Below are 22,861 nucleotides of genomic sequence, written 5' to 3' on the forward strand. Positions count from 1 at the left end.
CGATAAGCCGCGCCGTTCCCATCCGATCGCGACTTACCGTTTCATCATCCCGCCGACAATCGATCCGAGGATCCCGCCAAGCGGGTTCTGCGAAGGTGCAGCGCTTCCTGCGCCACCGCCAGTGGCCTGCTTTGCCATGTAACCAGCGACAGCCATTGCGAGGATCGGGAGCATCTTCTTGAGAAGCCCCTCGTCCAGACCCGTCATCGAGGCGACTTCGCCCGCGACCGAACGGCTTACATCCTTGCTGCCGAATATATTGCCGAGAATATCGTTGCCCGGCGCCGTTGGCGTTGGGCTGCCGCCCAGTACCGCATCGAGCAGGCCGCCAGCAGACGACCCGCCACCGCCGAGGATCGCGCCTGCAAGGCTGCCGAGGCCGCCCATCGGATCGGGTGTCGTCGAACCGCCAGTGGCACTGCGCCCCATCCCAGCGACGATCGCAGGAAGAAGCGCGCCCGCCGCTGTTTTCGCGGTCCCTTCATCGACGCCGAGTTCTCTCGCCATCGAACTGATCGCGCCGGTCTGTTGCAGCATTTGAGCAAGGCTCATCATATCTCTCCTGAATGTGGGAGCGCTGTCGCGCTTATTTCTTACCGAACAGGCCCGACGCCATATCGGTGATATCGTTCAGCGGGTTACCGTCATGGTCTTGGTCAAGCAATTGCATGAAACCGGTCAGCGAACCCTCACCGCCGACATGTGCCATCACTTGCGAAAGGATGTTCTGATCGAGACCGCTTTTCGCCGAGGCCACCTCCAACGTGTCGCCATCCGCCTGATGACCGTCGGTCAGGGCGGCGATAGCCTTTTCTGCAACCGACTGATCGATGCCAAGTTTATCAGCCATGTTTTTCACGGTCGGGTGGTTGTGGGCCGCGCCCAGGATTTGATCGAAAAGGCTCATTGATCTGCTCTCCAGTCTCTTAAGTATCCCTGTCCCTAATCAGACGTATCAGCACAGCTTTCGTGCCGAAAAAAGCCCCGCCCGGCGCAGATGCACCGGACGGGGCTTTTCCTCTCCAGCTTGTAAAGCGCAATCAGGCGGCAATGGGCGCAGCAGGTGCGGCCTGGCGCACGCCTTCGTCCACATGCGGCGCGAACTCGGCAAAATTGTCGATGAAAAGCTGCACCAGCTTGTGCGCGGTCCGGTCATATTCGGATTTGTCGTCCCAGGTGCTGCGCGGGTCGAGGATCGTCTGATCGATCCCCTGCTCCGCTAGGACTGGGACATGGACCGGCACTTCGAAACCGAAATTGCCATCCTTGCGATATTCGACATTGTCGAGATCGCCGTCGAGAGCCGCGTTCAGAAGCGCACGCGTTGCCTTGATCGGCATGCGGTTGCCGGTGCCGTACTTGCCGCCGGTCCAGCCGGTGTTGAGCAGCCAACACTGGACCTGCCCCTTGGCGATGCGTTCTTTCAGCAGGTTGCCGTAAACGCTCGGATGACGCGGCATGAACGGCGCGCCGAAACATGTGCTGAAAGTGGCTTCCGGCTCGGTCACGCCGATTTCAGTCCCTGCAACCTTTGCAGTGTATCCAGAAAGGAAGTGATACATCGCCTGATCGGGCGTCAACCGCGCAATCGGAGGCAGCACGCCAAATGCATCGGCGGTCAGCATCACGACATTGCTTGGAACCGGGCCGAGATTATCCTCGCTGGTATTGGGGATATAGTCGATCGGGTACGCGCCGCGCGTGTTTTCAGCGAGCGAGTTGTCGTCGAAATCGAGTTCACGCGTCTGCGGGTCCATCACGACGTTTTCAAGCACGGTGCCAAATCGGCGCGTGGTCGCGTAGATCTCTGGCTCGGCCTCTTCCGACAGGCGGATCATCTTGGCGTAGCAACCACCTTCGAAATTGAAGACCGCGGTGTCCGACCAGCCGTGCTCGTCATCGCCGATCAGCGTGCGCGATGCGTCTGCCGAAAGCGTGGTCTTGCCCGTTCCCGACAGACCGAAAAACACTGCGGTCTTGCCATCTTCGCTAATATTGGCCGAGCAATGCATCGGCATGACACCCTTAACCGGCAGCAGGTAGTTGAGGATGCCGAAGACGCTCTTCTTCATCTCGCCGGCATATTTGGTGCCGCCAATCAGGATCAGTTTTTCAGTGAGGTTGACCGCAATCACGGTTTCGCTGTTCGTGCCGTGGCGCGCCGGGTCAGCCTTGAAACTGGGAAGGTCGATGATTGTGTATTCAGGCGCAAAGTCGGCCAGCTCTTCCGTGGTCGGACGAACCAGCAAAGTGCGGATGAACAGGTTGTGCCAAGCGAGTTCATTGATGACGCGCACATTCACGCGGTGCTCCGGCTGCGAACCGCCGAAAAGGTCAGCCACATATAGTGTTTCCTTGCCCCCTAAAGCTGTCATGAAGTCCGCTTTGAGATTGGCGAAGTGTTCGGGTGTCATCGCCGCATTGACCTTGCCCCACCACACCGTGTCTTCGGTGGTTTCATCACGAACGATGAACTTGTCTTTCGCGCTGCGGCCGGTCTTTGCGCCGGTCTGAACCACGAGGGCACCATGCTTTGACAACGCGCCCTCTTCGGCGGCGAGCGACGCCTCGACCAGCGCGGGCGTGCCAAGATTGGGGTGGATTTCCGCTCGGGTTTCGATCCCCTGACTGGTCAGCGATTGGGCAAGAGGCGTCAACGTCAAATCTCCATCAAAGGACTGGCTTCATTTCATACGGAAGCAGGCAGTTCCCAGCGATTCATGCACCGGTATGCACGGTGAAGCGCAATAGCCTGCAGAAAGGGCAAAAATATGCCCGCAGAATCCGTCTAATCCCATTTTTTATCTCGCATATATCCCCACTCTGCGCACGTCAAACGCGCACACGGCCATTAACCCAAAGAGGTAACGTGCACTCAACTGGCCGCATAAACTGGGCTCCGTTGTCTCTCGTTCTCATACGCGCTAATCGTCTGGAAACGCGGCTGTACCCCCGCAAGCCGCAGGAGAGTAAGTATGACCGATACGATGGAAGGCGCCACCGGCGATGAGGGTTCGCAGGCGTCCCCGGTCGCCTCGGAAGACGCACCGGTAATCGCTCTCGTGGATGATGATCGTAACATCCTGACAACCGTTTCTATCGCGTTGCAGGCGGAAGGTTTCGTGACAAGGCTGTATTCCGACGGCGAAACCGCGCTCAAGGCGCTGATCGAAAACCCGCCCGCGCTCGGCGTGTTCGATATCAAGATGCCGAAACTGGATGGTCTGGAACTGCTCAAGCTGGTGCGCGAGCATGTCCCCCTTCCCGTGATCTTCCTTACGTCGAAGGATGATGAGGAAGATGAGGAAGCCGGCCTTGAACTCGGCGCCGACGACTATATCGCCAAACCCTTCAGCCAGCGTCTTCTGATCGCGCGCATCCGCGCCATCCTGCGCCGCGCCGACCCCGTGCGGGAGCTTGGCGGAGAAGATACCGGTACAGGAGAAGCTGCGCACCAGAGCCTGGAGCGCGGACGGTTGCAGATGGATCCTGCCCGGCATCACGTGACATGGGATGGACGTCCGGTCAGCCTGACCGTCACCGAATTCCTGATCCTCGAAGCGCTCGCCGCGCGTCCGGGCGTCATCAAGAGCCGCAATCAGTTGATGGACGCGGCCTATCCCGACGACATTTTCGTAGATGATCGCACTGTCGACAGCCACATCAAGCGGATGCGGCGCAAATTCCGCAGCGCCGATCCGCAATTCAGCGCGATCGATACGCTATACGGCGCAGGCTACAGCTTCAACGATGGCTGAAGACGCTTACCAAAGCGCCAGTCTGGAGACGCCGCAGGTCGGCAGCGGCAGCGAAACATTGAGCGGGGGCGGACGGTTCTCGCTCACTGCGCGTATTCTGGTGGTGAACATCCTGCCGCTCGCATTGCTGGGCGGGGGTCTGTTCTACATCGATAGCTACCGCACTCAGCTCATCAACGAACGGTTCAAGCTGGCCCGGATCGAGGCGCAGATTACCGCCGAGGCGCTCGCCGGTGCCACTCGTGAGAGACAAGAGGCCCTGCTCGTTCAGATCGGCAAGGAGCAGGGAATGCGGCTGCGCATGTTCGATGCCGAGGGGCTGCTTTGGGCGGACAGCTTCGCACTCGATGAACCTTCGTTCGAATTCGATGACATCAGCGACGATACGTGGGATCAGCAATTCGCGCGCTGGCTCGATCGTACGGTCGATACAATCGTCAGTGCTGAGGCCGTAACCGATTATGTCGAACCCGAAGCGCAAACCGCAGATGCATGGCCCGAGCTCGTCCGCGCGCGCGAAGAACGCCTTAGCCAGATCACCCTTTACGATTGGGAAGATGGTACGCCAGTCATCACCGCCGCTGCTCCGGTTGGCCTAAACGGCGCCACATTGCTGACTGTACGTAACGCCGTGGACATCACCGCGACCGTTCGCGCCGCCCGGACTACGCTTGTTACTGCGGTTCTCCTGGTGTTGTTCGCCTCTGCAATGCTGTCGCTTTATCTTGCGCGCACGATTGTCACTCCGCTGCGAGAGCTTGCCCGCGCCGCAATCAAGGTGCGTCAGGGGCGCGAGCGGGACGTCGAGGTGCCGCGACTGCCAGAGCGCAGCGACGAGATCGGACTGCTCGCCCGTGCGGTTTCCGATATGACCGGCGCCCTGCGGCAGCGGATTGACGCGGTTGACAGTTTTGCCGCCGACGTTGCCCATGAAATCAAAAACCCGCTCGCCAGCCTGCGGAGCGCGATCGAATCCCTGCCCCGCGTGAAAGACGCCGAGACCCGCCGGGAACTGGAACAGATTGCTACGCATGATGTACGCCGCATCGACCGCCTCGTTTCGGAAATATCGGACGCCAGCCGGATCGATGCGGAAATGTCGCGCGCCACTTTGGAACGGATCGACATGGTCAGCCTGGTGCGGGAAATCATCGGCAGCCGAGAGCACCGGGCAGAGAATCTCGACCATCGCATCGAACTCAACACTCGTGGTTTCGCGGCGCATGTGCTTGGCGTGGGCGCACGGCTGGAACGCGTGGTCGAGAACCTGCTCGACAATGCCGTATCCTTCTCCCCGCCCGAAGCCCCAATCGAGGTCACGATCGATAATGATGGCAGCTGCGTGACTGTCGTCGTTTGCGATTCTGGCCCGGGAATACCTGAAAATTCGCGGGAAAAGGTGTTTCACCGCTTCCATTCGGTCCGCCCCGAAGAAGAAGACTTCGGCAATCATTCAGGCTTGGGACTGGCGATCGCTCGAGCCATCGCAGAAGCCCACGATGGATCACTGGCGGCGGAAGCTCGCCCGGATGGGAAAAGCGGTGCGTGCTTGCGTTTCAAGCTTCCTGCTGCATGACAGGCGCCCGGTCGATGACATTCCGGGGCACTGGTGTCGCGATTGGCAGCCGAGCCCTGTTGCTGGAAGGGGTCCCAGGCACCGGTAAATCCAGTCTTGCTCTCGCACTCATAGACCGAGGCGCGCAGCTGATCGGTGATGACGGTGTGACACTGGAGCGGCACGGCGAAGAGGTTATCGCTACGCCGCCTCCAAATATTGCGGGGCTTCTCGAAGTGCGCGGCGTAGGTCTGGTGGAATTGCCGACCGCGCAAGCCGTGCCGGTCGCACTGATCCTCACCTTGGGCGAAAAAGGCGACCGGCTGCCCGAACGGGTTGCAATTCGTGATCTGCTTGGCGTTTCGGTGCCTGTGCTGCCCTTCCTCCCGGGCGAGATCGCTCCGGCCCAGCGCGCCGAGCTGGCGCTGGCAAGGCACGGTCTGAGTGGCATCTAGCGTCTGCCAATCCACAACCCTTGCAAAAAACGCGCTTTCCATTCCGGCGCAATCTCGCGAAAACGAAGCCATGGATACTGCGCATCCTGCCAACAACCCTGCTGCCGAACCCGGCCCGCAACGCATTCTCCTCGTGACCGGACTTTCTGGTGCAGGGAAATCGACGACACTCGATGTGCTCGAAGACCTCGGCTGGGAAACGATCGACAATTTCCCGGTCCGTATGCTTGAACGACTGGTCGCGCCGGGTGATGAGCCGATCGACGAGCAACGCGGCCCGCTCGCTATAGGTTTCGATTCGCGCACCCGGGGGTTCGTGCCGGCGGACATTATCGAGCTGTTGGGCAAACTCGCCGACCGGCCCGATCTTTCGGTCAGCTTCATGTTCATCGATTGCGCCGATATCGAGCTTGAACGCCGGTACAACGAAACGCGCCGCCGCCATCCCATGACCCGCGGAAGACCGCTGCTCGAAGGGATCGCAGCCGAACGCGATCTGCTCGAACAGCTACGCCACAGAGCGGACACGGTCATCGACACGACCTCGCTCGCCACGAATGAGCTGCAAGGTCACGTGCGTGATCTGTTCGACATTACCGAGGCCAGCGATGCCACGCTCACCATCTCGAGCTTCGGTTTCGCCCGGGGCATGCCTCCGCTGGCCGACTTGGTTTTCGATATGCGGTTTCTGGACAATCCGCACTGGGTCGATGGGCTGCGTGAACTAACGGGGCGCGACGCGCCGGTCGGCGACCATATCGAGAAAGACCCCGCCTTCCACGCCGCCTTCGAGCAGATACGCGACCTCTTGCTGACCCTCCTTCCGCGATACCAGGCTCAGGGAAAGGCATATGTGCACGTCGCTTTCGGATGTACCGGGGGGAGACACCGTTCGGTTTTCACCGCCGAACGCATGGCGCAAGGCTTGCGTGAGGCAGGATTTTCGCCCACTGTCCGGCATCGAAATTTGGGCTCGCGTGCCGCCGATGAAATCGAGCGTGTGCCGGGTTAGGTAACTTACGGACGTGACTTCCCGCATGATTGGCTTGATCCTGGTCACCCATGGCCGCCTCGCGGACCAGTTTGTCGAAGCGATGGAGCACGTTGTCGGCAAACAGTCCGGCATTGAGACCGTCTGTATCGGCCCCAGCGACGACATGGAGCAACGCCGCGCCGATATCGCCGCGGCAATCGAAACCGTCGATACCGGTAGCGGTGTGATCATCCTCACCGACCTCTTTGGCGGCACTCCGTCCAATCTTGCGATATCCCTGCTCGAAATCGGGCGTGTGGAGGTCATTGCCGGGATCAATCTGCCGATGCTCATCCGCCTCGCCGGGGCGCGCGGCAAGATGCACGTGGTCGAGGCGGTCGAAGCCGCCCAGCAGGCGGGCCGCAATTACATTACCGTGGCCAGCGAACTTCTCGGCGAGGATGCCGGGCAGACCGCTGCGAAGGCGTGAGGTCGCCCGGATGAGCGAACTTCGCCGCAATGTCACCATCGTCAACAAGCGGGGGCTCCACGCTCGCGCCAGCGCGAAGTTCGTCGGCGCGGTCGCGGCGCTGCCGGATGGTGTAGATGTGCGCGTTGCGAAGGACGGGCACGAAGCAGCGGGCGGTTCGATCCTGGGATTGATGATGCTCGGCGCGGCCAAAGGCGACAGTGTCGATGTCATCGTCGGCGGGAACGATGCCGAGAACGTGCTCGGGGAGCTGGTCGGGCTGATTGAAAACGGGTTCGGCGAAGAATAGCGCAGCCGGATATGCGCAAACAGATCACCGGGTTTTCCAATCCGACCGTCAAATATCTGCGGTCCCTGCGAGACAAGAAGCACCGCAAACGCGCCGGGCAATTCCTTGTCGAAGGTTTGCGCCTGCTTGAAGATGCTCGCGAAAGCGGGCGACTGCCGCGCCAGCTCGTCATGGCGGAAAACCGCGACGCGCACCCGCTGCTTTCACGCCTTGAAACCGAGGTGTCGGGTGCAGGCGGCGAAATCATCGAAACCTCGGCCGATATCCTCACGAAGATCACCGGCAAATCGAACGCGCAGAGCGTCGTCGGCGTTTTCGATGAATGGGAGACGGCGCTTGACCGATTGGACCGCGACGCCGCGCCGATCTGGCTGGTTGCGCAGGCGCTGCGCGATCCCGGCAATCTCGGTACGATGCTGCGCACCGGAGACGCCGTGGGCGCAGGCGGTCTGATCCTGATCGACGATTGCGCCGATCCGTTCAGCGCAGAGGCTGTGCGGGCGAGCATGGGCGCGGTCTTTACACAAGGCGTGGCACAGGCGCGGTGGGAGGATTTCGTCCCATGGCTGCGCGGCGGGGCAGGACAGCTTGTCGCGGCAAGCCTGCGCGATGCCGTTCCCTATCGCGGTGCCCCTTATGCATCACCGTGCTTCGTTCTGGTCGGCAACGAATCCCAAGGACTGCCCGAAGCATACGAAGCCGAATGCGATCTGCGGGTGACAATGCCGATGCGCGGACGCGCCGATTCGCTGAATGCCGCGGTTGCGGGTGCGGTGCTGGCCTATGAGGTGCTGGACAGCCTGTAGGGAAAGGGTGACACATTACGCAAAGTGTCATGCATCTCCTACAGATGGTTATCGCCTGTTTTCAGACTGTTACAAATGTAGGATACGGGTGACACTTGTCCAACAGGGACGCACGCGAAGCGGTCGATGAGAGCCGCACCGGTGGGGAGCCGACAATATGAAAGAGCCGCTCGCAAGGTGACGCTTTTCGTCGGAGTAGGAAAGCAGTCGCCGATTTGGATGTCTGTGATGGGGTGGTAGGTGGAAGGTCTGGTTTTGGCGCTGAATGCCTTGAAAGCGGACACTGTTCTCGCATTAGCCTGGGTTCCAGCCTTTGACCTAATCTCAGACTTGGCAATCAACCCTTCAGAATTTCTTGCTATCGACGCCGTATGCTTCGTTGGATTGCCTCCTGCACACTAGCCACCATGATGCTGGTTGGACCACAGCCAGCAGCGTCCAAAAATGCACCGTGTTACAGCGCAAGACCAATCACCATTGAGAGAGTCGCAGCCTCGAAGCCGTATTCACGATCACAGGGTCCCTCGAAACTGAAGTTTGCTTTTGAAGCAACGACACCTTTACTAAGCGATAATGTCAAAGATCCGCCCGACGCCAGTAAACATTACCTTCGAGAGGTGTTTTGGCACATTCAGCCGGACTATCGACTCGTTGGTCCGATCAACGTCCCCGACCATCTAGTTCTAGGGACGGACGGCCATTTCATATACCTTCGCGAAAGCAAGCATCTCGCTGGTGGCTACGAAGAGTTTGTGGGGCGAACTCGCGAAGATCGCATCTGGTCTTTAGCTCCTGATGGTCAGATGGAGCTTGTCGAAGGTCCCTGGACCGAGGAGAGGTGGGCGCTTTCAGTTGAGAACGCGCAGTCTGGTTTGGGCAAGGTTTTTCTTGTTGGGTGGCCCCAAGAACCAAGAAGCTCGACCCGTCAAACCTACTTTGCGCTCAAAGAAGGTCGCGTTGAATTTTGGGGTGAGGATAGACCATTCATCCCGAAGAAGAGCTTCCCAGAATTTAATTTTGCTGTTCAAGATGATGGACATGGTCTCTCTCTGAAATCCAGTAAGAGTGAGGAGACTCATGCGCTATCCTTGCCGCATACGATGGAGCATGGTTGGTGGGAAAGTCTGAACATTGATCGCTACGGGTGGCTGTTTGCGGAAGGCTACGGCAACGACTACGCAATTAAGCTGAATTTGGAGAAAAGTCTGAATGTTGACCAGGTCCATCGCTTCACCGGCCGTAGTTGGTTTGGGCGGCTAGCCGAATGGTTATTCGGTATCGGACCAGAAACCGACATATCCTCAACGCAATGGTCGTCGCAGTGCGCGGATTTCAGTCCGACACTGCGCCTCACACTCTTTTGCGATCCCGCGAAGGTGCTGCGCGAAGGAGTGCTGCAGGACTTCCCGCAGCACTCCGGTGAGCTGGATCGCTATCTGGGTGATGCTTCAGGCCTAGAGGTTGCGCTTATTAAAGGGCCTCAGAACGAACTCTATGCCTTCGATGGGGAAGCCATCCAACTAGTCTCAGATAGCCTGGGAAGCTTTGTCAAAGCGCATGATGTGCCGGAAGCAAAACGGACCTTTGTCACAGGCGGAAGCGGAGGATATGAACTTACGGGGTCTTTCCCAAATTTGGCCTTGGTAAAGCTCGCAGATCGAACCAGTCGTGTCGAAGGTTCATACGAGACTGAAGGCCTGAATCAGGCATTCCGCAGAATGACTTTCATGTCAGCGCCCGGCTCAGGAGGGGTCCTGGGTATTAATCGAAATAGTGTTTGGCATATTGGCGAAGGATCGAATGACCTGATCTGGCAAGCCTCAAATGCTCGAATCTTGACCAGTGAAATTGCACCAGTAGCGGACTGGGATGGACTGATATTCCTGACAGAAGATAGTCGAGCCAACCTCATCAAGCGGTGCTCCGAATAGTCCTCAGTGTCTGCTTCTGGCGAAATCGAAAGTTCGAAGTTCCGTCCCCAAATGGGATCGACTCCCGCCAACCCGCACCCAAGCACCCTATTCCGCCGCGTCGCGCCCTATTCGGTTCGCGTTTTCCAACGCATCTACCTCACCCGCATCGGCGGCGTTGTAGTTTGGAGTGCTTTCGACCAGCGGGACTTCCTCGATTTCGGCCTTGCCGATCTCGATGCCCTTGTCCGCCAGCCGCTTGCCCGATGACAGCACGTTGCGTTCAAAGCTGCCGACGAATTTGTTGTAGTTCTTGACTGCGCTATCCAGCCCCCCGCCGACGCGTTTCAAATGCTCGGCGGCGACGCGCAGGCGGTCGTACAGCTCTGCACCCATCTTGCCGATCTCCTGCGCTTCTTCCGCCATCTTGTCCTGCCGCCAAACTTGCGCGACCGTCCGTGCGATGGCGACGAGGTTGGTCGGGGTCGCGAGCAGCACCTTGTTACGGAAAGCGAAATCCCACAGTTCGGGATCGTGCTCGAGCGCGGCGGCCACGAAATGCTCGCCCGGAACAAACATTACGACGTAATCGGGCGCGTCTTCGAACTGGCTCTGATAGCTTTTCGACCCGAGCGTCTGGACATGGTTGCGCATCGATTTGGCGTGGAGGTCGAGGTGAGTGATGCGTTCGGCATCGTCGTCCGCCTCGAACGCGGCCTGATAGGCATTCAGCGAAACCTTCGCGTCGATCACCAATTGTTTCTGGCCCGGCACATTGACGATCGCATCGGGACGCTGGCGGCCAGCATCGGTATCGACCGACTGTTCGAGGTGGAAATCGGTATGTTCGGCCAGCCCGCATTGCTCGAGCACGTTCTGCAACGCCCGCTCGCCCCAGCGCCCGCGCGCTTTTGGCGCATTGGTCAGCGAATTGCCGAGCCGCTGGGCCTCGCGCCGAACCTCTTCCTGCCCTTCGCGCATCGACTGGATCAGTCCATGGAGCTGTCCGAACGCATCCTTGCGCTGGTTTTCGAGCGTTTCGACCTGCTGTTCGTATTTCGCCAGCCGCTCGCCGACCGGAGAAAGCAGCGCCTTGATCTTTTGCTCGCCCGCTTCCTCCGACTGTTTGAACCGCTCGTCGGCGCGGCGCAGAAACGCCTCCTGCGCTTTTCCCAGCACCTGCGCGCCGGTGTTTTCAAACTCCTTGAGCAATGCGCCGCGCGATTCTTCGAGCAGGCGCTTCTGCTCGGCGAACCCGGCACGCTCCGCTTTGAACGAAGCGTTCTCGGCGCGCGCGGCCTCCAGCTCCTTGGCCAGAGCATCGGCCCTCGCTGCGCGCTCATTCGCTGCCGAAAGGTCGATCTTCGCCTCGCCAAGCTCCGCAATCGCCGTCTTGAACTCGCTTTCACGCTCGCCCAGGCGCTCGCGCAATTCGCCGGCCGGCCTACCGCCCAGAAACCAGCCAACGCCGAGCCCGATGAGCAAGGCCAGAACACCCACAGCAGCGATCACAACATTTGCATCCATCAGCGGAACATAGCTGGAACGAAGCCGCAGGCCAAGCGTGAAAGCCGGCATTTCGGAACCAATCCCCAGCCCCGTTCGCTCCACTTACAAAGGAGAGCAATTCGATGTCGATCAAGGAAATGATTCAGGATCACCCGCACGTGGGGGACGATTACAATTCGGACCTGGGCGAGGCCGTGAAGCACGCCATGTACGGCGCTGCTATCATCAATTCGTGCGCCGATGCCTGCCTCGCGGAAGACGATGCAAAAGAGCGCGCCGAATGCATCCGCCGCTGTCTCGATGCGTCGGACGCGTGCACGGCGTTCTACCGGATGGGGTCACGCCGCACGGGACAGAACGTCATCGCGATCCGGGCCATGGGCCTTGCGACGATTGTTGCCTGCGAACAATGCCTTGAGCACTGCTCGATGCACGATGACCGGCATTGCAAGCGCTGCGTGCAGATGTGCGAAGAGGTGATCCGCGACGTGAAAAAAGCGGTCGGCCGAATGAAGACCGAGGGATGAGAGATCTTGGTTTGCGCACGCCATCCGGCGTGCGATTTCCTCGCTCATGCGACCTGAAGTTCGCGTCGCTGCGGGCGGGCGGTCGCCCTTGCACCGCCTCCGGCGCTGATTCGTTCAGACAGCATCGACAAGGTCGCTGCGCCCTGCATATGAGCGCGAAGCGAAACTAAGCCGCCTGGCGCAGTTTCTTCAGCTTCTTCAGCGCCATCTGCCGTTTCAACCGCGAAAGGTGGTCGATGAATAGGATCCCTTCGAGGTGGTCCATTTCATGCTGGAGGCACGTTGCAAGCAACCCTTCGAGATTTTCCTCATGGCTGTTGCCGTCGAGGTCCTGATACCGCACCGTGCAGGTCGCTGGGCGATCCACATCGGCGTAGATTTCGGGAACCGAGAGGCACCCTTCCTGATAGGTTGAAAGCTCTTCGGCCGGATCGACGATCACCGGGTTGATGAAGATGCGCGGCTCTTTCTTGGTCGGCTGATGCGTGTGCTTGTGCCCGTCATGCCCATGGTCGTGATCACATTCGACGGGTTCCGCGTCGGGATCGTCGGGCTGAAGATCAATCACCAGCACCCGCTTGGGGACGCCGACCTGGATCGCCGCAAGGCCGATGCCTGGCGCGTCGTACATCGTTTCGAACATGTCATCGACGAGCTGCTTGAGATCGTCGTTGAACTCGTCCGCTTCGACGGGGACGGATACTGTTTTGAGCCGGGGATCCGGCACTTCGAGGATTTCGCGAATAGCCATTTGCATAATTTAGTACGCACAAGCGGTGCTCGCAAGCGCGAGGCTTCGATGACGGTGATCGTTTATGGTTTAGGTCGCAATCGGTAGTAGGCCCGGCCTGCCTCAATGCATTCACACTCGAGCCCTTTGCGCTCATAGAATCGGCGCGCGCCGGTGTTGCTTTCATCTGTTCGCAGCCAGAAACCAAAGGGCATCTCGCGCTGCGCAAGTTCAAACATTCGGCGCCCGATTGTGCGATTCTGAAATTCAGGAGCGACAAAGAGCTGGCTCAGGCAGGCATCCTTGCGGTCGATGGCGAGGAATGCAGCGACCTTGGCGTCCAATCGCGCCACCCAGATATCCCAGGGCTCGCCGCGCAAGCGTCGTTCCAGGACGTCTGGAGTCACTCCCTCGCCGTGTTCCGCCCCGGTTGAAAGCCAGCTTTGATACCAGAGATCGGCAACGTCGCGAAAGTCGCCGTCAGCCAACACCTCGATCTGTAGCGTCATTAGACCGGCCGCCGTGCCCTCAGCGCCTGCGCCAACGTGCCTTCGTCGAGATAATCCAGCTCTCCGCCTACCGGCAGGCCGTGGGCGAGCTGGGTGATGCGCAAGTTGTGCGGCTCCAGCCGTTCGGCAAGGTAGTGCGCGGTGGTCTGGCCCTCCAGCGTGGCGTTCATGGCGAGCACGACTTCGTCAACGCGGCCGTCGGCCACTCGCTCCAGCAGACCCGCTATGTTCAGATCTTCCGGCCCCACCCCGTCGAGCGCGGAGAGCCTTCCGCCCAGGACATGATACCGCCCCTGGAACAGCCGCGCCCGGTCCAGCGCCCAGACGTCAGCGACATCCTCGACCACGCAAATCGCCTTGGCATCGCGCTTCACATCGGCGCAGATCCCGCAGGGATTGCGCGTGTCGACATTGCCGCAAGTGGCGCATTCGACCAGCGTTTCCGACACGGCATCGAGCGCTTCGAGCAATGCGGGCAGAGCCTGTTCGCGGTTCTTCACCAGCCACAGCACGGCACGCCGCGCACTGCGCGGTCCGAGGCCGGGAAGCCGGGCCAATGCGCCCGAAAGCGCTTCGATCTCTTGCGATGCCATGAGGGGAGAGATAGGGGCTGGCGCGTGATCGAGAAAGGCCGGGGCGAAGCGTCATGCGCATAATTTTCATGGGAACGCCCGATTTCGCGGTGCCTGCGCTGTCCGCCATCCATGCAGCCGGTCATGAGATCGCATGCGTCTACACGCAGCCCCCGCGTCCGGCCGGGCGAGGCAAGAAGCTGCGCCCCTCCCCCGTGCAGGCAAAGGCGGAAGCGCTGGGCATTCCCGTGCGCTCGCCAAAATCGCTAAAGGGCGAAGAAGCACAGGCTGACTTTGCTGCGCTCAAAGCCGACGCGGCAGTGGTGGCGGCTTACGGTCTGATCCTGCCGCAAGCGGTGCTGGATGCACCGGCCCATGGCTGCCTAAACATCCATGCCTCGATCCTGCCGCGCTGGCGCGGGGCTGCGCCGATCCACCGTGCGGTCATGGCAGGCGACGAAGAGACGGGCGTCACGATCATGCAGATGGAAGCCGGGCTGGATATAGGCCCCATGCTGCACATCGCGCGCACTCCGATCGAGGACAAGACGACCGGCGAATTGACCGAAGAGCTGGCGGAGCTCGGCGCAAGCGCGATGGTCGAAGTGCTTGCCGATCTCGGTGGCTATGCTGCACAGCCGCAGGATGAAGCAAACGCCACCTACGCGCCAAAGATCGACAAGGCGGAGGCGCGAATCGACTGGTCGCGCCCGGCAGGCGAGTTGGTCCGTCATGTGCACGGCCTCGCGCCATTTCCCGGTGCGTGGTTCGATCTCGCGGGAGATCGAGTGAAGTTGCTCAAGGCCGAAGCGCGTGATGGCTCCGGCAATCCGGGCACTGTGCTGGACGACGAATTGACGATCGCTTGCGGGGCCGGCGCGCTGCAACCGCTTCGGCTCCAGCGCGCGGGTAAACCGGCAATGGACCGCAGCGACTTTCTGCGAGGGCGCGCAGTAACCGAAGGGGCAGTACTTTCTTGACCCGCTTCGCGCTCACTTACGAATTCGACGGCACGCCGTATCAAGGCCTCCAGCGGCAGAAGCACGGGCCGAGCGTGCAGCAGGCCATCGAGGACGCGCTGCATGCGATCACCGGTGAGGATGCGGTGCTTCATTCGTCAGGCCGTACCGACGCCGGGGTGCACGCGCTCGCCATGCGCAGCCATGTCGATCTGGAGCGTGATATCGCCCCCTTCCGGCTAATGGGAGCGATCAACGCGCATCTCCGGCCGCAACCGATTGCGGTGAATGCGTGCGCAATCGTGTCCGAGGATTGGCATGCGCGGTTTTCCTGCGTCGGTCGCAAGTACCTTTACCGCATCGTCAACCGCCGCGCCCCACTGGCGCTGGCAAAGAACCGCGCATGGCAAGTCGCGCCAAAGCTCGAGATCGAGGCGATGCAACAAGCTGCAAAATCGCTGATCGGTGAACACGATTTCACCACCTTCCGATCGGTCAAATGTCAGGCGAAGGATCCGGTCAAAACGCTCGACCGGCTCGATGTCACGACAGCGGAGGGCCCCTACGGCCCGGAAATCCACATCCATGCCGAAGCGCGCAGTTTCCTGCATCACCAGGTGCGCTCAATGGTCGGCTGTCTGAAATTTGTGGGAGCCGGAACTTGGGAGATCGGGCAGGTCGCAGAAGCGCTGGCCGCACGCGATCGTCAGCGATTAGGGCTTAACGCCCCTCCCCAAGGCCTCTACTTCGTCGAAGCGATCTATCCCGACTCAGGAGAAGAAGAATAATGACCACGACCGGCAAACAGCTTTTCACCACGCTCGACAAGGGCGGAAAACTTACTCTCGAGATCAGCGAGGAAAGCTTCCCGCAGCCCACCGGCAACCAGGTCCTGGTCAAAATGGAGGCCGCGCCGATCAATCCGTCGGACCTTGCGATCCTCACCAGCGCTGCGGATTTTGACAATGCCGATTACTCTTCCGGCAAAGTCATCGCCGAGATGCCCGAGCCATTCCTTTCAGGACAGAAGAACCGCCATGGCCAGCGCCTGCCTGCAGGCAATGAAGGGGCCGGTGAAGTGGTCGCGACCGGCGATGGCGACATGGCGAAAGCGCTGATGGGTCAGCGCGTCGCATGTGTGCCGGGAAATGCGTTCAGCCAGTATGCCATCGCCGATGCGATGATGTGCCTGCCGCTGGGCGATCATTCGAGCGAGGTTGGCGCGTCCAGCTTCGTCAATCCGATGACAGCATTGGGCTTCGTCGAAACTGCGAAGATGGAAGGGCACGACGCCATCGTGCACCTCGCTGCGGCTTCCAACCTCGGCCAGATGCTCAACAAGATCGCGCTCGAAGACGGAATGAAGATCGTGAATGTGGTGCGCAAGCAGGAGCATGGCGACCTGCTCAAGGGCATCGGCGCAACCCACATCGTGAATTCGTCCGACGACGATTACATGAAACAGCTTCGCAGCGCGATCAAGGAAACCGGGGCGTTTCTCGGCTTCGACCCGATCGGCGGCGGTCAGGCGAGCGACAACGTGCTGAAGGCGATGGAACAGGTCGCAGCGTCGCAAATGGACGAATATTCGCGTTATGGCTCCACGCAGGACAAGAAGATGTACATGTACGGGCGGCTCGATCTCAGCCCGACCATCCTGACTCCCAGCTATGGCCTGCAATGGGGCATTTCCGGCTGGCTGCTGACGCCGTTCCTGCAGAAGGCCGGCATGGAGACCGTCGTCAAAATGCGCACCCGCGTACAGCAGAACCTGACCACGACATTCGCCTCGCATTACAAGGCGAAGGTCAATCTCGAGGAAATGCTGACCAAGGATGCGATCACGGATTATCGCCAGATGAAAACCGGCGAGAAATATCTGGTCACGCCCTGGGCGTAGATTTGTTCTAAGGGTTATCGAAAGCGGCCTGGATTTCTTCCAGGTCGCTTACCCCTTCGCCGAGCAGCAGTTTGAGCAGGATCCGCGATTTCTGCGGATTGAGCGCGCGGGCCGCGACAAAGCGATTCGCATCGTCTTCGCCTTCTTCGCGGTCGACGAGCCCTTCATCGACGCGGCTAGCGCGAACGACGACCAAGCCCCGCTGCGCATGTTCAGCCAGTCGCCGACGCACGTTTTCGGGCATGTTGCCTTCCCCGGCCCCGGCGACGATAATCCCCTTTGCATCGTCCCCGAGAATTCGATCGACGAGATCCGGCCCGATCCCGGCAGCCACGTACAGGATTGGCACTTCCGGCAGGTCTTCGCGGTAGCCGAAACGCGCGCCCTCGCCTTCGCGCCATGGATTGCCGAACCATTCCAGAGCGCTTGGCGTTACCAGAGCGATGCCGCCCCTCGGAAAACCGCGAAACGCATCATCGGTGCCGCGGGTGCGCACCTTTCGCACATCACGGGCGGCAAGCACTCGGTCACCCATGACGACCAGCACCCCGCGACCGCTCGCACCTGCATCTCCGGCAACGCGCACCGCGTTCACGAAATTGCGCATCCCGTCGCTACCGACAACGTCCGCGGGGCGCATAGCCCCGACGAGCACTACCGGCTTCGTTGCGGGCAATGTCAGGTCGAGCAGGAATGCGGTTTCTTCGGCCGTATCGGTCCCGTGGGTAACGATGATCCCATCGACCGCATCATCGGCCATCGCGGCGGTAATCTCGCTATGAAGGCGGGTCCAGATTGCGGGCCCGATATCTTCCGAGCCGATATTGGCAATTTGCTTGCCGGTAAGCTCCGCCGAAAGCCCGAACTCAGCCGCATCGGCAAGCCAGTCTTCGATGGCGATCTGCCCGGGGCGGTAATCGTGGCGAGTGGCCGCGCCTGCGATACCGGCAATGGTTCCGCCAGTGGCGAGGACGAGGAGATTGGGTGCGCTCATCCGTCCAGCCTTAACGTTGAGCCCCGCATTTCACTACCGACAATGTCGCTCCCTCACCCGGTGCGGAACCTTCATGGCGGCCACCAGTTTAAGGCTCTGTCTCTAAAGGAGAATTCCAATGCTGAAATGGGCCATCATCTTCTTCGTCATCGCCATCGTCGCCGCGATAGTTGGATTCGGAGGTATTGCGGGCGCTGCCACTAACATCGCTTACGTTTTGTTCGTGATCTTCCTGATCCTTGCGGTGATCGCTTTCCTGCGCCGCGCGACCTGACCGCATACATCTGGGCCGTCCTCGATCGCGAGGGCGGTCCAAAACATTACATCAGCGATTGCTTTTGCGTTTTTAGCCGCTAGATAGCGCTTTCGCCCGGTCAAGGGCGCCCGTGGTTGGGGCGATTAGCTCAGTTGGTAGAGCATCTCGTTTACACCGAGAGGGTCGGCAGTTCGAGCCTGTCATCGCCCACCACGTTTTTCCAGAAAGTTCTCGATTCGCGTCCTCTGGCGCAAAGCGCGCCGCGATGGGATCATTCGCCGCCGCCGGAGGATCCGATTGCTTCGGAAATCTGCGCGACCGCTTCCTCGCTGTCCCATTCATATCCGCCCGCGACCCGAAACAGTTCCTTGCCCTCGCCATCGAACAGGATTGTTAGCGGCATGAGACCGTCTTCGTTCAGGGCCGCATTCAGCGTCGCGTCTTCATCGAGCCATTGTTCGAGATTGGCAAAATCGCGCTGGGCAAAAAACGGCTCGACCAGCTCCGCCCCGCGCACGTCCTGGCTCACGGTCAGCACTTTCAGATCGTCACCCATCTCGGTTGCGAGCGCGTCCAGCGTCGGCATCTCGATCACACAGGGTGCGCACCATGTCGCCCACAAATTGAGCAGGACCGGCGTGCCTTTGAGATCGCTCAGGCTCAGCTCAGCCCCGCCGGGATCAGTAAAGCTGAGGTCCGGCAGCTCCGTCCCCGCCTTGAACCGCACGATCTGACCCGGCAGTGGCGGCGGGGTTGGCGCGCCTCCATTGGCCTCTGCCGCGTTACCGCGTTGCGCAGTTTCCTCTGGCGCACTATCGCACCCGGCAAGAGCAAGCGCCGAAGCAGCCAAAACGAGTGAAATCCGGATCATGAGCGACTCCTCAGACAACGCCGATACCCAGTCGAACACGATGTGGGGCGGCAGGTTCGCCGAAGGGCCTAGCGCGATCATGCGCGAAATCAATGCCTCGATCCCCTTCGACAAGGCGTTGTGGCGGCAGGATATTGCGGCATCGCAGGCGCATGTCGCGATGCTCGCGGCGCAAGGGATCGTCAGTCCCGAGGACGCCAAGTCGATTTCGGATGGCCTGTCCGACATCGCTGCAGAGTATGAAAAGAATGGTGTGCCCGAAGACTGGGACCTTGAAGACATCCACATGACGACCGAGGCGCGGCTGTCCGATCTCATCGGTCCGGCCGCGGGGCGCCTGCACACCGCGCGGAGCCGCAACGACCAGGTCGCCACCGATTTTCGGCTCTGGGTTCGTGAAGCGATCGATCAAATGGATTCCGGCCTCGAGGCGCTGCAACGCGCACTGGTCACTCGGGCGGGCGAGCATTCCAGCACCATCATGCCGGGCTTCACTCACCTGCAAACCGCGCAGCCCGTGACCCTCGGCCATCACCTGATGGCGTATTACGAGATGATCCGGCGCGACCGTTCGCGGCTGGCGGGAACGCGCGAGCGGCTCAATGAAAGCCCGCTGGGCAGCGCCGCGCTTGCCGGAACCGGCTTTCCCATAGACCGCGATGCGACTTCGAGCGCGCTCGGCTTCGACCGACCGACCGCCAACTCGCTCGATGCTGTATCGGACCGCGATTTCGCGATGGATTACCTGTATGCGGCGAGCGTTTGCGCATTACACCTCTCGCGCTTTGCCGAAGAGCTCATCATCTGGGCAAGCCAGCCCTATGGCTTCGTCCGGATGCCCGATACCCTTTCGACCGGCAGTTCGATCATGCCGCAGAAGAAGAACCCCGATGCGGCCGAACTCGTACGCGGGCATGCGGGACGCGTCATTGGCTGCCACACCGCGCTGATGATCACGATGAAGGGCCTTCCCCTCGCCTATTCGAAAGACATGCAGGACGACAAGCCGCCCGTTTTCGAAGCCGCCGGTCTGATGGCGCTCAGCATCGCGGCGATGACGGGCATGGTCGCGGAAAGCACTTTCAACGCCGATCGGATGCACGAGGCAGCAGAGCTGGGATATGCAACCGCGACGGATCTTGCCGATTGGCTCGTGACGGACGCTGACATTCCCTTTCGCGAGGCGCATCATATCACCGGCGCGGCAGTGAAGCTCGCGGAAAAACGCGGATGCGCACTCGATGAACTGCCACTCGCCGACTTGCAGGAAATCGACAGCCGGATCGACAGCCGCGTGTTCGATGCGCTGAGCGTGGATGCCTCCGTTGCGGCGCGCGCAAGCTATGGCGGAACCGCCCCGGAGCAGGTAGACAGGCAGGTGAAGCGCGCCCGCGCCGAGCTTGGAATGGACAGATGATGCGTACGGTTTTGCTTTTGGGAATGGGTTTGGCGCTCGCCGCATGCGGTTCGCGGACGCAGCTGACGCCGGTCGAGGGCGCAAGCCTTCCGGTTGCACCCTACGGCGCGCCCGATCAGCCGACCGCCGAAGAATTGCTTGAACTCAGCACCCTCGCCGCTCCTGAACGCAGTGTCGAATTACGCCGGCGCAGCGAAGAACGCGAAGACGATCCGTTCGATCTTCCTCCCGAATAAACGAGAATAGCCTTGGATCACTTTGCCCTGAAGGACGGCGTGATGCACGCCGAAGACGTACCGCTGCCACAGATCGCGGAGCAGGTGGGAACGCCCGTTTACGTCTATTCGCGTGCCACGCTGGAACGGCATGCCCGCGTGTTTCGCGAGGCGCTCAGCGAAGTGCCAGACAAGCTAATCGCCTTCGCGGTCAAATCGAACCCGAACCTCGCGGTGCTCAAAGTGCTGCAAAAACAGGGATATGGCGCCGATTGCGTGTCCGTCGGCGAAATGCGCCGCGCGCTGGCAGCCGGAATGGCTCCGGAAATGATCGTTTTCTCGGGCGTCGGCAAGACCGCACGCGAGCTTGCCGAGGCGCTCGATGCAGGCATTGGCCAGTTCAACATCGAAAGCGAGGAAGAAGGTCTCGAACTCGCGGAAATCGCCGCCAGTATGGGAAAGACCGCTCAATGTGCCTTGCGCATCAACCCCGACGTCGATGCCGGCACGCATGACAAGATTTCGACCGGCAAGGCGGACAACAAATTCGGAGTCCCCATCGATCAGGCCGGTCAGATCTTCGGGATGCTCGCGAGCAAGCCCAGCGTGAAACTGCGCGGTGTCGCGGTGCATATCGGCAGCCAGCTTGGCGAACTCGCGCCGCTCGAACGGGCATTCGAAAAACTCGGCACCCTGGTCAAATCCCTTCGCGGGGCAGGCCATACGATCAGCCATGTCGATCTCGGCGGAGGCCTCGGCGTGCCTTACAAGCGCGGCGACGAGATGCCCTCGCCTGCCGAGTACGGCGCCATGGTTGCACGCGTCACCAGGGAATGGGGCGTTTCGCTCATCTTCGAGCCCGGCCGTATCATCGCCGGGAATGCGGGCGTGTTGCTGACCCGCGTAATCCGCGTGAAGCGCGGGCTCAACAATCCGTTCGTGATCGTCGATGCGGCGATGAACGATCTGGCGCGCCCTGCGCTCTATGGGGCGTATCACGATTTTGCAGCGGTTCAGCCCCGCGGCGCGCAGATGACAGCCAACATCGTCGGCCCGATCTGCGAAACCGGCGATACCTTTGCGATGGGCCGCGAATGCGACCTACTTGAAGGAGGCGATCTTGCTGTATTCCGCACAGCCGGGGCCTATGGCGCAACCATGGCGTCCAGCTACAATTCGCGCGGCTTCGTCGCCGAGGTGCTTGTCGATGGCGACAAGTTCGCAGTGGTTGCCGACAGGATCGAGGCAAGCGCGATCATGGATGCAGAGCGCGTGCCCGACTGGCTCGTATGAGCGGACCGCGACCAGAGATCGGCAGCCTCCCGCTGTTCCACCAGATCGCAGGTCAGAAGGTATTGGTGCTGGGCGAAGGCGAGACGGCTGAACCCAAGCGGAGACTGGTTCAGCGCGCCGGAGGCATCGTTGTGGACGATATCCAACGCGCGATCGACGAGGGCGTGCGGATCGCTTTTGTCGCTTATTACGATGCCAAGGCGTGCGAGGCAGCGGCGATCAACCTGCGATGTGCGGGGATGATCGTGAATGTCGTCGACCGGCCGGAACTGTGCGATTTCACCACACCGAGTATTCTCGACCGAGACCCGCTGCTGATCGCGGTGGGGACCGGAGGAGCGTCGGCGGGCCTCGCGAAGCACATCCGCTTGCGGCTCGAACGGCTGCTGCCGCAATCTCTGGGTGCGCTGGCCGAGGCTCTGAAGCGGCTCCGTCCGACCCTGCGCGAGCGCCTTCCCGATGGCGGCGAGCGGCGCAGGGCCATCGATGCGGCGCTGCGCGAAGGCGGTGCGCTCGACCCGTTCGACCCGGACTCAGCCGAAAGGGCTGACCATTGGGCATCCGGTGAACTCGATAGCGGCCTCGGCGAAACCGTGGAGTTTGCCATCCGGAGCTCCGACCCCGAAGACTTGACCATAAAGCAGGCGCGCTTGCTGGGAGAGGCCGACGCTGTATGCTGTGACGGCGACGTTCCGAGCGAAATCATGGCCCGCGCACGAGCTGATGCCGAACGGCTCGTCTGCGAGGGAACCCGCTGCCGGGAAGCGCGAGAGGGAAGCCGGCAGGCGCATTGCATGCGGTCATCCAGCGCCGCCGAGCAAAATCGCCTGACCGTCATCCTCCGATGGCAGGGTGAAGACCGGCAAGCCTGAG

At 60.8% G+C, this 22,861-nt stretch carries 26 protein-coding genes and 1 tRNA gene; 18 read left to right on the forward strand and 9 right to left on the reverse strand.

Going from position 1 to position 22,861, the window contains the following annotated elements:
• Positions 1-33: 33 nt before the first annotated feature.
• From KCG45_RS01090 to KCG45_RS01100, 3 genes are all read right to left on the reverse strand, one after another.
• Positions 34-555: a DUF937 domain-containing protein gene (locus tag KCG45_RS01090; protein WP_255547888.1), complete on the reverse strand. Its 522-nt coding sequence runs from the start codon at positions 553-555 to the stop codon at positions 34-36.
• A gap of 31 nt (positions 556-586) precedes the next feature.
• Positions 587-907 carry a hypothetical protein gene (locus tag KCG45_RS01095; RefSeq protein ID WP_218315308.1) on the reverse strand — a complete coding sequence of 107 codons (321 nt, stop codon included), beginning with the start codon at positions 905-907 and terminating at the stop codon, positions 587-589.
• Positions 908-1,040: 133 nt separating this feature from the next.
• A complete protein-coding gene (locus tag KCG45_RS01100; RefSeq protein ID WP_218315309.1) occupies positions 1,041-2,657 on the reverse strand; it encodes a phosphoenolpyruvate carboxykinase in 1,617 nt (538 codons plus the stop codon).
• Positions 2,658-2,987: 330 nt separating this feature from the next.
• Between KCG45_RS01100 and KCG45_RS01105 the strand changes: the two genes are divergently transcribed.
• The 8 genes from KCG45_RS01105 to KCG45_RS01140 all read left to right on the forward strand — a co-directional run bounded on the left by KCG45_RS01105 (position 2,988) and on the right by KCG45_RS01140 (position 10,257).
• Positions 2,988-3,758, forward strand: coding sequence for a response regulator (locus tag KCG45_RS01105; RefSeq protein WP_218316341.1), 771 nt, complete (start codon positions 2,988-2,990; stop codon positions 3,756-3,758).
• On the forward strand, positions 3,751-5,334 hold the full coding sequence (locus KCG45_RS01110; protein ID WP_218315310.1) for a sensor histidine kinase: 1,584 nt from the start codon (positions 3,751-3,753) through the stop codon (positions 5,332-5,334). The genes KCG45_RS01105 and KCG45_RS01110 overlap by 8 nt, the downstream gene beginning before the upstream one ends.
• Before the next feature lie 14 nt (positions 5,335-5,348).
• Complete coding sequence (locus tag KCG45_RS01115; RefSeq protein ID WP_218315311.1) at positions 5,349-5,768, forward strand: HPr kinase/phosphorylase; 420 nt, start codon at positions 5,349-5,351, stop codon at positions 5,766-5,768.
• A gap of 70 nt (positions 5,769-5,838) precedes the next feature.
• A complete protein-coding gene (gene rapZ, locus KCG45_RS01120) occupies positions 5,839-6,780 on the forward strand; it encodes an RNase adapter RapZ (RefSeq protein ID WP_218315312.1) in 942 nt (313 codons plus the stop codon).
• A gap of 25 nt (positions 6,781-6,805) precedes the next feature.
• Complete coding sequence (locus KCG45_RS01125; RefSeq protein WP_218315313.1) at positions 6,806-7,231, forward strand: PTS sugar transporter subunit IIA; 426 nt, start codon at positions 6,806-6,808, stop codon at positions 7,229-7,231.
• Positions 7,232-7,241: 10 nt separating this feature from the next.
• Positions 7,242-7,520 carry an HPr family phosphocarrier protein gene (locus tag KCG45_RS01130; RefSeq protein WP_218315314.1) on the forward strand — a complete coding sequence of 93 codons (279 nt, stop codon included), beginning with the start codon at positions 7,242-7,244 and terminating at the stop codon, positions 7,518-7,520.
• 11 nt (positions 7,521-7,531) lie between these two features.
• A complete protein-coding gene (locus KCG45_RS01135; RefSeq protein ID WP_218315315.1) occupies positions 7,532-8,326 on the forward strand; it encodes a TrmH family RNA methyltransferase in 795 nt (264 codons plus the stop codon).
• 407 nt (positions 8,327-8,733) lie between these two features.
• A complete protein-coding gene (locus KCG45_RS01140; RefSeq protein WP_218315316.1) occupies positions 8,734-10,257 on the forward strand; it encodes a hypothetical protein in 1,524 nt (507 codons plus the stop codon).
• Between the two features lie 87 nt (positions 10,258-10,344).
• On the opposite strand, the gene KCG45_RS01145 is transcribed toward KCG45_RS01140, so the two are convergent.
• Positions 10,345-11,763: a DNA recombination protein RmuC gene (locus KCG45_RS01145; protein ID WP_218316342.1), complete on the reverse strand. Its 1,419-nt coding sequence runs from the start codon at positions 11,761-11,763 to the stop codon at positions 10,345-10,347.
• A 104-nt stretch (positions 11,764-11,867) separates the two neighbouring features.
• Here KCG45_RS01145 and KCG45_RS01150 point away from each other — a divergent pair, with 104 nt between their 5' ends.
• On the forward strand, positions 11,868-12,272 hold the full coding sequence (locus tag KCG45_RS01150; protein ID WP_218315317.1) for a four-helix bundle copper-binding protein: 405 nt from the start codon (positions 11,868-11,870) through the stop codon (positions 12,270-12,272).
• A 166-nt stretch (positions 12,273-12,438) separates the two neighbouring features.
• On the opposite strand, the gene def is transcribed toward KCG45_RS01150, so the two are convergent.
• The 3 genes from def to recR all read right to left on the reverse strand — a co-directional run bounded on the left by def (position 12,439) and on the right by recR (position 14,104).
• Entirely contained in the window at positions 12,439-13,023 is a 585-nt protein-coding gene (def, locus tag KCG45_RS01155) for a peptide deformylase (RefSeq protein ID WP_218315318.1), read from the reverse strand.
• 62 nt (positions 13,024-13,085) lie between these two features.
• Positions 13,086-13,511 carry a GNAT family N-acetyltransferase gene (locus KCG45_RS01160; protein ID WP_218315319.1) on the reverse strand — a complete coding sequence of 142 codons (426 nt, stop codon included), beginning with the start codon at positions 13,509-13,511 and terminating at the stop codon, positions 13,086-13,088.
• Entirely contained in the window at positions 13,511-14,104 is a 594-nt protein-coding gene (gene recR, locus KCG45_RS01165) for a recombination mediator RecR (RefSeq protein ID WP_218315320.1), read from the reverse strand. The genes KCG45_RS01160 and recR overlap by 1 nt, the downstream gene beginning before the upstream one ends.
• Positions 14,105-14,157: 53 nt before the next feature.
• Here recR and fmt point away from each other — a divergent pair, with 53 nt between their 5' ends.
• Genes fmt through KCG45_RS01180 form a run of 3 tightly spaced genes read left to right on the forward strand, consistent with a single transcriptional unit; the run spans position 14,158 to position 16,942 of the window.
• The gene (fmt, locus tag KCG45_RS01170; RefSeq protein ID WP_218315321.1) at positions 14,158-15,063 is read left to right on the forward strand and encodes a methionyl-tRNA formyltransferase; all 906 of its coding nucleotides are present in this window, start codon (positions 14,158-14,160) and stop codon (positions 15,061-15,063) included.
• Positions 15,060-15,830 (forward strand): tRNA pseudouridine(38-40) synthase TruA, encoded by a 771-nt coding sequence (gene truA / locus KCG45_RS01175; protein ID WP_218315322.1) that lies wholly within the window; start codon positions 15,060-15,062, stop codon positions 15,828-15,830. The genes fmt and truA overlap by 4 nt, the downstream gene beginning before the upstream one ends.
• On the forward strand, positions 15,830-16,942 hold the full coding sequence (locus tag KCG45_RS01180; protein ID WP_218315323.1) for a zinc-binding dehydrogenase: 1,113 nt from the start codon (positions 15,830-15,832) through the stop codon (positions 16,940-16,942). Before truA ends, KCG45_RS01180 begins: the two co-directional genes overlap by 1 nt.
• Before the next feature lie 7 nt (positions 16,943-16,949).
• Here the strand turns inward: KCG45_RS01180 and KCG45_RS01185 are convergent, their stop codons facing one another.
• Positions 16,950-17,936, reverse strand: a complete 987-nt coding sequence (locus KCG45_RS01185; protein WP_218315324.1) for an asparaginase — start codon at positions 17,934-17,936, stop codon at positions 16,950-16,952.
• Between the two features lie 118 nt (positions 17,937-18,054).
• On the opposite strand from KCG45_RS01185, the gene KCG45_RS01190 reads away from it, so the two are divergent.
• Together KCG45_RS01190 and KCG45_RS01195 are read left to right on the forward strand one after the other, a co-directional pair.
• Positions 18,055-18,210 carry a DUF1328 domain-containing protein gene (locus tag KCG45_RS01190; RefSeq protein ID WP_218315325.1) on the forward strand — a complete coding sequence of 52 codons (156 nt, stop codon included), beginning with the start codon at positions 18,055-18,057 and terminating at the stop codon, positions 18,208-18,210.
• Positions 18,211-18,329: 119 nt separating this feature from the next.
• Positions 18,330-18,405: transfer RNA gene (locus KCG45_RS01195), tRNA-Val, on the forward strand.
• A gap of 58 nt (positions 18,406-18,463) precedes the next feature.
• Here the strand turns inward: KCG45_RS01195 and KCG45_RS01200 are convergent.
• Positions 18,464-19,063 carry a TlpA family protein disulfide reductase gene (locus KCG45_RS01200; protein ID WP_218315326.1) on the reverse strand — a complete coding sequence of 200 codons (600 nt, stop codon included), beginning with the start codon at positions 19,061-19,063 and terminating at the stop codon, positions 18,464-18,466.
• 40 nt (positions 19,064-19,103) lie between these two features.
• Between KCG45_RS01200 and argH the strand changes: the two genes are divergently transcribed.
• The 4 genes from argH to KCG45_RS01220 are packed head-to-tail and all read left to right on the forward strand — an operon-like array spanning position 19,104 to position 22,860.
• Positions 19,104-20,480 (forward strand): argininosuccinate lyase, encoded by a 1,377-nt coding sequence (argH, locus tag KCG45_RS01205; protein ID WP_218316343.1) that lies wholly within the window; start codon positions 19,104-19,106, stop codon positions 20,478-20,480.
• On the forward strand, positions 20,477-20,716 hold the full coding sequence (locus KCG45_RS01210) for a hypothetical protein (RefSeq protein ID WP_218315327.1): 240 nt from the start codon (positions 20,477-20,479) through the stop codon (positions 20,714-20,716). The genes argH and KCG45_RS01210 overlap by 4 nt, the downstream gene beginning before the upstream one ends.
• 12 nt (positions 20,717-20,728) lie before the next feature.
• Complete coding sequence (gene lysA, locus KCG45_RS01215; protein ID WP_218315328.1) at positions 20,729-21,988, forward strand: diaminopimelate decarboxylase; 1,260 nt, start codon at positions 20,729-20,731, stop codon at positions 21,986-21,988.
• A complete protein-coding gene (locus KCG45_RS01220) occupies positions 21,985-22,860 on the forward strand; it encodes a precorrin-2 dehydrogenase/sirohydrochlorin ferrochelatase family protein (protein WP_218315329.1) in 876 nt (291 codons plus the stop codon). Before lysA ends, KCG45_RS01220 begins: the two co-directional genes overlap by 4 nt.
• The last annotated feature ends 1 nt before the right edge of the window (position 22,861 follow it).

Origin of the sequence: Erythrobacter ani, assembly GCF_019204025.1 — a bacterium.
GTDB classification, from domain to species: Bacteria; Pseudomonadota; Alphaproteobacteria; order Sphingomonadales; family Sphingomonadaceae; genus Erythrobacter; species Erythrobacter ani.

Excerpts from the sequence above, each read along its gene's own strand:
- KCG45_RS01180 (WP_218315323.1), top strand. The coding sequence starts at position 15,830 with ATGACCACGACCGGCAAACAGCTTTTCACCACGCTCGACAAGGGCGGA.
- KCG45_RS01110 (WP_218315310.1), top strand. The coding sequence starts at position 3,751 with ATGGCTGAAGACGCTTACCAAAGCGCCAGTCTGGAGACGCCGCAGGTC.
- KCG45_RS01115 (WP_218315311.1), top strand. The coding sequence starts at position 5,349 with ATGACATTCCGGGGCACTGGTGTCGCGATTGGCAGCCGAGCCCTGTTG.
- KCG45_RS01140 (WP_218315316.1), top strand. The coding sequence starts at position 8,734 with ATGATGCTGGTTGGACCACAGCCAGCAGCGTCCAAAAATGCACCGTGT.
- argH (WP_218316343.1), top strand. The coding sequence starts at position 19,104 with ATGTGGGGCGGCAGGTTCGCCGAAGGGCCTAGCGCGATCATGCGCGAA.
- KCG45_RS01130 (WP_218315314.1), top strand. The coding sequence starts at position 7,242 with ATGAGCGAACTTCGCCGCAATGTCACCATCGTCAACAAGCGGGGGCTC.
- KCG45_RS01160 (WP_218315319.1), bottom strand. The coding sequence starts at position 13,511 with ATGACGCTACAGATCGAGGTGTTGGCTGACGGCGACTTTCGCGACGTT.
- rapZ (WP_218315312.1), top strand. The coding sequence starts at position 5,839 with ATGGATACTGCGCATCCTGCCAACAACCCTGCTGCCGAACCCGGCCCG.
- KCG45_RS01105 (WP_218316341.1), top strand. The coding sequence starts at position 2,988 with ATGGAAGGCGCCACCGGCGATGAGGGTTCGCAGGCGTCCCCGGTCGCC.
- KCG45_RS01185 (WP_218315324.1), bottom strand. The coding sequence starts at position 17,936 with ATGAGCGCACCCAATCTCCTCGTCCTCGCCACTGGCGGAACCATTGCC.
- def (WP_218315318.1), bottom strand. The coding sequence starts at position 13,023 with ATGGCTATTCGCGAAATCCTCGAAGTGCCGGATCCCCGGCTCAAAACA.
- KCG45_RS01210 (WP_218315327.1), top strand. The coding sequence starts at position 20,477 with ATGATGCGTACGGTTTTGCTTTTGGGAATGGGTTTGGCGCTCGCCGCA.
- KCG45_RS01220 (WP_218315329.1), top strand. The coding sequence starts at position 21,985 with ATGAGCGGACCGCGACCAGAGATCGGCAGCCTCCCGCTGTTCCACCAG.
- KCG45_RS01090 (WP_255547888.1), bottom strand. The coding sequence starts at position 555 with ATGATGAGCCTTGCTCAAATGCTGCAACAGACCGGCGCGATCAGTTCG.
- fmt (WP_218315321.1), top strand. The coding sequence starts at position 14,158 with ATGCGCATAATTTTCATGGGAACGCCCGATTTCGCGGTGCCTGCGCTG.
- KCG45_RS01200 (WP_218315326.1), bottom strand. The coding sequence starts at position 19,063 with ATGATCCGGATTTCACTCGTTTTGGCTGCTTCGGCGCTTGCTCTTGCC.
- KCG45_RS01095 (WP_218315308.1), bottom strand. The coding sequence starts at position 907 with ATGAGCCTTTTCGATCAAATCCTGGGCGCGGCCCACAACCACCCGACC.
- KCG45_RS01150 (WP_218315317.1), top strand. The coding sequence starts at position 11,868 with ATGTCGATCAAGGAAATGATTCAGGATCACCCGCACGTGGGGGACGAT.
- KCG45_RS01125 (WP_218315313.1), top strand. The coding sequence starts at position 6,806 with ATGATTGGCTTGATCCTGGTCACCCATGGCCGCCTCGCGGACCAGTTT.
- KCG45_RS01135 (WP_218315315.1), top strand. The coding sequence starts at position 7,532 with ATGCGCAAACAGATCACCGGGTTTTCCAATCCGACCGTCAAATATCTG.
- KCG45_RS01145 (WP_218316342.1), bottom strand. The coding sequence starts at position 11,763 with ATGGATGCAAATGTTGTGATCGCTGCTGTGGGTGTTCTGGCCTTGCTC.
- recR (WP_218315320.1), bottom strand. The coding sequence starts at position 14,104 with ATGGCATCGCAAGAGATCGAAGCGCTTTCGGGCGCATTGGCCCGGCTT.
- KCG45_RS01190 (WP_218315325.1), top strand. The coding sequence starts at position 18,055 with ATGCTGAAATGGGCCATCATCTTCTTCGTCATCGCCATCGTCGCCGCG.